Source organism: Streptomyces sp. 8K308 (genome assembly GCF_004348315.1).
Classification (GTDB): Bacteria; Actinomycetota; Actinomycetes; order Streptomycetales; family Streptomycetaceae; genus Streptomyces.
This window is the reverse complement of record NZ_SMKC01000353.1, coordinates 1-7190: the sequence shown is the minus strand read 5'-3', so window position 1 is coordinate 7190 and position 7190 is coordinate 1. Positions and strand designations below refer to the sequence as shown.

Below are 7190 nucleotides of genomic sequence, written 5' to 3'. Positions count from 1 at the left end.
GGGCGGGGTGGGCGGCGCACCGCTCCATCGAAACACGTCGCGGCGGCGGCCGGGACCCTCGTCCGGCCTACATCGAAGGATGCAGCCGGGAGGCCCGAGGATCACCGGGGAAGCGGACGCGGCGGGGCCGGTGCCGGTCGAGCATGGAGGCGACGGGGGAAGGAGTCGTTGCCGTGATCGTCGCTTTCATCCTGGCCGCCGAGGTCGCCTTCTGGGTGGTGCTCGCGGCCGGCCTGGCCGTCCGCTACCTGTTGCGCAGGCGGCGGGCGAGCACCGTGCTGCTGCTCGCGGTGCCGCTGATCGACGTGCTGCTGCTGGCCGCCACGGCCTGGGACCTCAGAGACGGCGGCGAACCGTCCTACACGCACGGCCTCGCCGCGCTCTACCTCGGCTTCACCGTCGCCTACGGTCACTCGGTGATCGCCTGGGCCGACCGGCACGCCGCCCACCGCCTGGGCGGCGGTCCCAGGCCGCCGAAGCTGGAGCTGTACGGCAGGGAGCGCAGCGCCTACGAGTGGCGGATCTGGACGAGGACGCTGTTGGCCGCCGCCATCGCGGTCGTGGTGATCGAGGCCATGATCCTCTTGATCGACGACGCGGACGCGGCGTCCCCGCTCCGCTCGACCGAGGGCGCGGCCGCCAGGGCGGTCGGCATCCACGCCCTGGTCGCCCTCTACTACACGATCTGGCCAGGCAAGGCCAGCGGGCTGACGCCCGAGGAAGCGGTCCGGCGGAACGAGCCGTGACACCGGCCGGCACCCCCGGGTGCCGGCGACGGGGCCCGCGACCGCCGTCCTGGCCCTCAGCGAAGCGTCATGAACGCTAGCGGAGCGTCACCGGTTGTCGCCCGGCACCCAGAGCACATCGCCGGTCTCCTTGTTGGCCGTCCTGGCGAGGATGAACAGCAGGTCGGAGAGCCGGTTGAGGTAGGTGGCGGTCAGCGGGTTCATCGTGTCGCCGTGCAGTTCGAGGGCGGCCCAGGTGCTGCGCTCCGCGCGGCGGACCACGGTGCACGCCTGGTGCAGCAGGGCGGCGCCCGGGGCGCCGCCGGGGAGGATGAAGCTGCGCAGCTTGTCGAGGTCGGCGAGGAAGCGGTCGCAGTCCTCCTCCAGGCGGTCGACGTAGCGCTGTTCGACGCGCAGCGGCGGGAACTCGGGCTCGGCGACGACGGGGTTGCACAGGTCGGCGCCGACGTCGAAGAGGTCGTTCTGCACCCGGACGAGCACGGCGCGCACCTCGTCCGACAGCTGGCCGAGGGCCAACGCCGTCCCGATGACGGCGTTGGCCTCGTTGGCGTCGGCGTAGGCGGCGATGCGGGCGTCGGTCTTGGGCACCCGGCTGTTGTCGCCGAGCGCGGTGGTCCCCTGGTCCCCGGTGCGGGTGTAGATCCGCGTGAGATTCACCATGGGCTGAGCGTAGGCCCTGTCCGGGCGACCTTGCCGGCCCGCTCCGCCAGCTATGGCACCTCGCTGCGTTGCCCCACGCCGCGCGCGAGTACGGTCAGGTATGAGCCGCGCTGCTGCCGATGGGCGGCTCCGCCGCGTGCGGCGCCTTGGGCGAAGCGGCTGGGGGCGCCCCCACCCGGGCCGCCAGGCCTGGGGGAGCCAAGGGGCGATCCGCGAAGACCGCCCGGACAGGGCCTGGCCGGCGCACCGGCGCTCGACGCGGGCTCGCGCCGTGGAGCGGCTACGCGCCCGCCTTGCGGAAGATGCGGGTGCCCAAAGTAATGGAGACGACCGCGAGGCCGACCGCGACCAGCGCGCCGAGGGCCATGTCGCCGCCGTAGTCGCCGACGAAGGCCGCCCGGACGGCGTCCACCAGGTAGCGGAACGGCACGAAGTGGGAGACGGTGTCGAGCCACACCGGCGCCAGGGCCATCGGCAGCAGGATGCCGGAAAGCAGCATCGCCGGCAGGTTGATCGAGTTGATGACCGGGGCGAACTCCTGGATGGTGTTGACCCGCATCGCGAAGGCATAGGACAGCGAGGCGAGCGAGACGCCGAGCAGGCTGACGAAGGCGAAGCCGATTAGCACGCCGAGGACCGGGGCGCGCAGCCCGAACGCGACGCCGAGCAGCACGAGCAGCAGGGACTGCACGAGCAGCTGGGTGGCGTCCCGCAGCACCCGGCCGAGCAGCAGCGCCAGCCGGCTGACCGGCGTTACCCGCATCCGCTCCACGATGCCGAGCTGCTTCTCCATGATGATGCCGAATCCGGCGAACGCGGCGGAGAACAGGCCGAGTTGGACGAGCAGGCCGGGGACGAGGGTCTGCCAGGAGTCGCCGCTGCCGCCCAGCGGCACGTCCTCGAGCAGCGGCCCGAAGAAGGCGAGGAACAGGGTGGGTTGGAGCAGTCCGAAGACGAGGCCGATGTGGGAGCGCAGCGTCTGCCGGAGGTAGCGGCCGTAGACGACGCGGGTGTCGGCGAGCAGGTGGGACATGGTGGCGGTGATTCCTTCGCTGCGGGGTGGGCTCGGGGAGACCGGCTCGGGGTTCAGAGGGCGACGGGCGCGAGGTCGTCCTTCTTGGGGCCGCGTCCGGTGATGGCGATGAAGGTGTCCTGCAGGGAGGCGTCCGGCGAGCCGCCGTGGCGGGTCTTCAGCTGGAGCGGGGTGCCCTCGGCCGCGACCCGGCCGCCGTCGACGACGACCAGCCGGTCGGAGAGCTCGTCGGCCTCGTCCAGGTAGTGGGTGGTGAGGAAGACGGTGGTGCCCTGCCGGCCGCGGACGCGGCGGATCAGGTCCCACAGGTCGGCGCGGCTGCCCGGGTCGAGCCCGGTGGTGGGCTCGTCGAGGAAGAGCATTTCGGGGCGGTGGACGAGCGCCAGGGCGATGTCGAGGCGGCGCTTCTGGCCGCCGGAGAGCTCCGAGCACCTGCGGCCGAGCAGCTCGGTCAGGTCGAGCTCGGCGGCCAGTTCCTCGGCCCTGGCCTCCGCCTCGGTGCGCGGCAGCCGGTAGAGGCGGCCCTGGAAGACGAGTTCGTCGCGCACCAGCTCGTCGGGGGCGACGCCGCTGGACTGCGCGACATAGCCGATGACCCGGCGGACGGCCTCCGGGGCGCGGGCCAGGTCGTGGCCGGCGATGGTGGCGCTGCCCCTGGTGGGCGCGAGGAGGGTGGTGAGCATGCGCAGGGTGGTGCTCTTGCCGGCGCCGTTGGGGCCGAGGAAGCCGAGGATCTCGCCGGGCTCGACGGACATGTCGATGCCGCGGACGGCCTCCACCGTGCCGCGCTTGGTCTGGAAGGTGCGGGCGAGGTCGTGGGTGGTGAGGATCGGTGCCATGCCCCCTAGAAAAGCAGGGTCACTGAAAGATTGCAACGTCCCCAAGTTTTAAGTTGGTCAAGGATGGCTACGATGAGGTCATGAGCGGCCTGAGAGAGCGCAAGAAGCAACAGACGCGGCAGCACATCTCCGACGTCGCCACCGGGCTGTTCATCGAGCGTGGGTTCGACGCGGTCACCGTGGCGGAGATCGCCGAGGCCGCCGAGGTCTCGGTCAACACGGTCTACAACTACTTCCCCGCCAAGGAGGACCTGTTCTTCGACCGCGCCGCCGACAACATCGAGCGCCCCGCGCGCCGGGTGCTTGAGCGGTTCCCCGGCGAGTCGGCGACCGAGGCGATCCTCCGCGGGCTGCGGCAGGACATCGAGGAGCGCCGGCCCTGGGTCGGGCTGAGCGAGGGATACGGCAGGTTCATGCGCACCGCGTTCGGCTCCCCCGCCCTGCTGCACCGGCTGCGCGAGATGCAGCAGCAGACCGGCCAGCGGCTCGCCGAGGTGCTGCGCGCGGAGGCCGGCGCCGCCCCCGACGACCGGATCCCCGAGCTGATCGCCGAGCACCTGATGTCCGTCCAGGCCAGCGTGTTCCGCACCGGTGGCTTCTGCCTGCTGAACGACGAGCCGGTGCCCGTGGCCGCCAAGCGCATGCTGGAGATGCTGGACGACGCCCAGTGGCTGATGAGCGACCGCGTCCTCGACTACGCAAGGCGCCCCGACGCGTGACGCGCGTCTCTTCCCGCCCGTGCGCCGTGCCGAACGGCTACCCGTGGGTAGTAGGGTCGTGCACCCCTTAACTCGCACCGGATCGAGGGAGATCACGTGGCCAGGGAACTCGCCGTCATCGGCGCCGGACTGATGGGTTCCGGCATCGCGCAGGTCGCCGCGCAGGCGGGCTGGCGGGTCACCGTGGTCGACACCACCGAGGAGGCGCTGCGGCGGGGCATCGAGGGCGTCCAGGCGTCCTGGGCCAGGTTCGTTGAGAAGGGCAAGCTCGCGGAGGGCGAGGCGGCCGCCGCGCTCGAGCGGATCACCACGAGCACCGAGCTCGACGCCGTGGCCGACGCCGACATCGTGGTGGAGGCCGTCTTCGAGCAGGTCGAGGTCAAACGCGAGCTGTTCCGCACCCTGGACGGCCTGGTCAAGGACACCACCGTGCTGGCCTCCAACACCTCGGCCATCCCCATCACCAAGCTCGCCGCCGCCACCCGGCACCCCGAGCGCGTCGTGGGCACCCACTTCTTCTCCCCGGTGCCGCTGATGAGCCTGTGCGAGCTGGTCCGCGGCCTCAGGACCAGCGACGAGACCCTGGCCACCGCCCGGGAGTTCGCCGAGTCCACCGGCAAGACCTGCATCGTCGTCGAGCGCGACGTCGCGGGGTTCGTCACCACCCGGCTGATCTCGGCGCTGGTGGTGGAGGCCGTCAAGCTCTACGAGGCCGGCGTCGCCTCGGCGGAGGACATCGACCTCGCCTGCAAGCTCGGCTTCGGCCACGCCATGGGGCCGCTGGCCACGGCCGACCTCACCGGCGTCGACATCCTCAGCCACGCCACCGAGAACATCTACGCGGAGTCCAGGGACGAGAAGTTCGCGCCCCCCGAGCTGATGCGCCGGATGGTCGACGCCGGCGACTTCGGGCGCAAGACCGGCCGTGGCTTCTACCGCTACTGACCGCCGCGACCACCCGGTCACTCGGCCGGGTGATCGCGAACCGGGTTTCGGTATCGGTTTGAGCACGGCTGGCAACCCCGTCACCCACGGCACCGTCTGCTGTATAAGTCTGAACCCTTGAACTCTGAATCACCGTCAGCACCATCTGCCGCTGTCACCACCACGGAATCGGGGAGTCATCCATGCACATCAGGGGCGACCACGCGAGGTTGGTCGTCGCCGGGCGGCTCGACGTGCGCAGCGCGCACGACGCCAGGACCGCCCTGCACCGCGCGGTGGACGCCGGCGACGGCGACCTGGTGCTCGACCTGGCCGGGCTCGACTCGTGGGACGCCACCGGGCTCGGCGTCATCATGGGCACCCACCGCAGGGCCGGTCGCTGCGGCCGGCGCCTGGTGCTGCACGACGTGCCGCCGCGTATGCGGCGGGTGTTGGTGGCCACCCGGCTGCACCGCGTCCTCACCATCGCGCCGTGACCCGCCTGCTCCGTGATCCCACGGTGACCTGCCCGCTTGTGCGAAGCGTCGGGCGGCGGCGGTAGCGTGGGGGCAGCCAAGCTCCCCGGACCGCGCGAGAGACACTGACCATGGACCTCAACCACCCCGTACCCTACGGTGAGCCGTCCCGGGACGCGGACGGATCGGCCGAAGGACCCCGCCTGATGGTTGAGTTGGTCGCCGGGGACTTCCTCCTCACCGTCAACCCCGTCGACGGCAGCGAGATCGTCTCCTGCCCGCCGGGGCGTCGCCCGATAGCCCCGCGCCGGGCCCCCGGCGGCGAGAGTCCGGCGCCCGCCCTCGACGGCCCGCTGCTCGAGCGCGAGGAGGAGCGGCACCGCCTCTACCGGCTGCTGGCCCGCGGCCGCTCCGTCCGCCTCACCGGACCCGCGGGCAGCGGCCGCAGCACCCTGCTCGCCGCCGTCGCCCGCGACTGCGCCGAGCTCGCGCCCTACGGCGTCATCCGGCTCAGCGGCTACCGGCGCGGGCCCAGGGACCTGCTGCACGAGCTGTACGCCGCCGTCCACCACACCCCCGGCTACCGCCCGGGCCCCACCGAGCTGGTCGCCGAGCTGCGCGAGGTCGGCGCCGTGGTGGTCATCGACGACATCGAGTTCGGCGGCACGGCGCTCGACGAGATCCTGGAGGCCACGCCCGAGTGCGCCTTTCTCATATCCGCGCGCCCCGGCGTGCCGGCCCCCGGCGAGCGCTCCCAGGTCACCGAGCTCACCATCGGCGGCCTCAGCCGCACCGCCTGCCTCGAACTGCTCGAACTCGCCGTCGCCCGCCCGCTGACCGACGTGGAGGCCGACTGGGCCGGCGACCTCTGGTTCCACAGCGAGGGCCTGCCGCAGTGCTTCGTCCAGGCCGGCGCCTTGCTGCGGCTGCGCGACGGGGCACCCTCCGGCGGTGCCGAGCTGCCCGAGCCGGCCGGCCTCACCCTCGCGCTCGCCGAGGCCCTGCCCGAGGGCGCCCGCGAGATCCTGCGCCTCGCGGTGGCGCTTGGCGACGTCGTGCCTGGGCCCGAGCGGCTGCTCACCCTCGCCGGCGACCCCGCCGCCCCCGACCAGCACGCCGCGCTGGTGGCCAGCGGCCTGCTCAGCCCGATCGGCGCCCGCCACCGGCTCACCTCCGCCGCACTCGGCGACCTGCTCGGCGCCGGGTACGCGGAGGGCGCCGAGGCCAGGTCGCTCGCCGCGGCCCAGCACTACGCGGCGTGGTTCGGCCGCCGCGGCGTCACCGGCGCGGACGCGGCAGCCGAGGCCGAGGTGCTGCCGAGCGTGGTCCAGGCCGCGCAGCGCGCCGGCCACGCGGTCGCCGTCGCCGACCTCGCGCGGGTCGCCGCGCCCGCGCTCGCCGCCTCGCTCCGCTGGAACGTCTGGGAGCGGGTGCTGCGCAGCGGCGCCGAGTCGGCGCGTGGCGCCGGCGCGGTAGCACAACAGGCTTACTTCCACCACGAGTTGGGCGTGCTCGCCATCTGCCAGGGGCAGTTGGCCAGGGCGCGCGCCGAGCTCGAGGCGTCCACGGCGCTGCGCGGCGTGCTGTCCGACGCGGGCGGCGCGGTCGCGGGCCGTCGCGCCCTGGCCCTCGTCGACGACCTGAGCCGGCCGCTGGCCCTGCCGCCGAACGCCCAGGACGTCACCCAGCCGCTTGCCCTGCCGTCGGCCGCCAGCACGGCCGCGTTGCCGGCGGTCACCGACCCGCCGGCCTCGGCCGTGCACCACGACACCACCCGCCTCACCCCCGTCGGC

Annotated in this window: 7 protein-coding genes and 1 pseudogene; 5 read left to right on the top strand and 3 right to left on the bottom strand. The window is 73.0% G+C overall.

Annotated features, from left to right (window positions below; genetic code table 11):
• The first annotated feature begins 173 nt into the window (after window positions 1-173).
• On the top strand, window positions 174-746 hold the full coding sequence (locus E1265_RS30885; RefSeq protein ID WP_132934279.1) for a hypothetical protein: 573 nt from the start codon (window positions 174-176) through the stop codon (window positions 744-746).
• Window positions 747-833: 87 nt separating this feature from the next.
• Here the strand turns inward: E1265_RS30885 and E1265_RS30880 are convergent, their stop codons facing one another.
• From E1265_RS30880 to E1265_RS30870, 3 genes are all read right to left on the bottom strand, one after another.
• Entirely contained in the window at window positions 834-1406 is a 573-nt protein-coding gene (locus tag E1265_RS30880; RefSeq protein WP_132934278.1) for a cob(I)yrinic acid a,c-diamide adenosyltransferase, read from the bottom strand.
• 280 nt (window positions 1407-1686) lie between these two features.
• Window positions 1687-2439 (bottom strand): ABC transporter permease, encoded by a 753-nt coding sequence (locus E1265_RS30875; protein ID WP_132934277.1) that lies wholly within the window; start codon window positions 2437-2439, stop codon window positions 1687-1689.
• 53 nt (window positions 2440-2492) lie between these two features.
• Entirely contained in the window at window positions 2493-3278 is a 786-nt protein-coding gene (locus E1265_RS30870; RefSeq protein ID WP_132934276.1) for an ABC transporter ATP-binding protein, read from the bottom strand.
• An 80-nt stretch (window positions 3279-3358) separates the two neighbouring features.
• Here E1265_RS30870 and E1265_RS30865 point away from each other — a divergent pair, with 80 nt between their 5' ends.
• From E1265_RS30865 to E1265_RS30850, 4 genes and pseudogenes are all read left to right on the top strand, one after another.
• Window positions 3359-3997: a TetR/AcrR family transcriptional regulator gene (locus E1265_RS30865; protein ID WP_132934275.1), complete on the top strand. Its 639-nt coding sequence runs from the start codon at window positions 3359-3361 to the stop codon at window positions 3995-3997.
• A gap of 96 nt (window positions 3998-4093) precedes the next feature.
• Complete coding sequence (locus E1265_RS30860) at window positions 4094-4942, top strand: 3-hydroxyacyl-CoA dehydrogenase family protein (RefSeq protein WP_132934274.1); 849 nt, start codon at window positions 4094-4096, stop codon at window positions 4940-4942.
• Window positions 4943-5124: 182 nt separating this feature from the next.
• Complete coding sequence (locus tag E1265_RS30855; RefSeq protein ID WP_132934273.1) at window positions 5125-5418, top strand: STAS domain-containing protein; 294 nt, start codon at window positions 5125-5127, stop codon at window positions 5416-5418.
• 185 nt (window positions 5419-5603) lie between these two features.
• Window positions 5604-7190 (top strand): annotated as a pseudogene (locus E1265_RS30850) (ATP-binding protein); the annotation flags it as partial.

Bases quoted from the DNA above. Each gene is read 5' to 3' on its own strand.
- E1265_RS30880 (WP_132934278.1), bottom strand. From the start codon at position 1,406: ATGGTGAATCTCACGCGGATCTACACCCGCACCGGGGACCAGGGGACC.
- E1265_RS30875 (WP_132934277.1), bottom strand. From the start codon at position 2,439: ATGTCCCACCTGCTCGCCGACACCCGCGTCGTCTACGGCCGCTACCTC.
- E1265_RS30870 (WP_132934276.1), bottom strand. From the start codon at position 3,278: ATGGCACCGATCCTCACCACCCACGACCTCGCCCGCACCTTCCAGACC.
- E1265_RS30865 (WP_132934275.1), top strand. From the start codon at position 3,359: ATGAGCGGCCTGAGAGAGCGCAAGAAGCAACAGACGCGGCAGCACATC.
- E1265_RS30855 (WP_132934273.1), top strand. From the start codon at position 5,125: ATGCACATCAGGGGCGACCACGCGAGGTTGGTCGTCGCCGGGCGGCTC.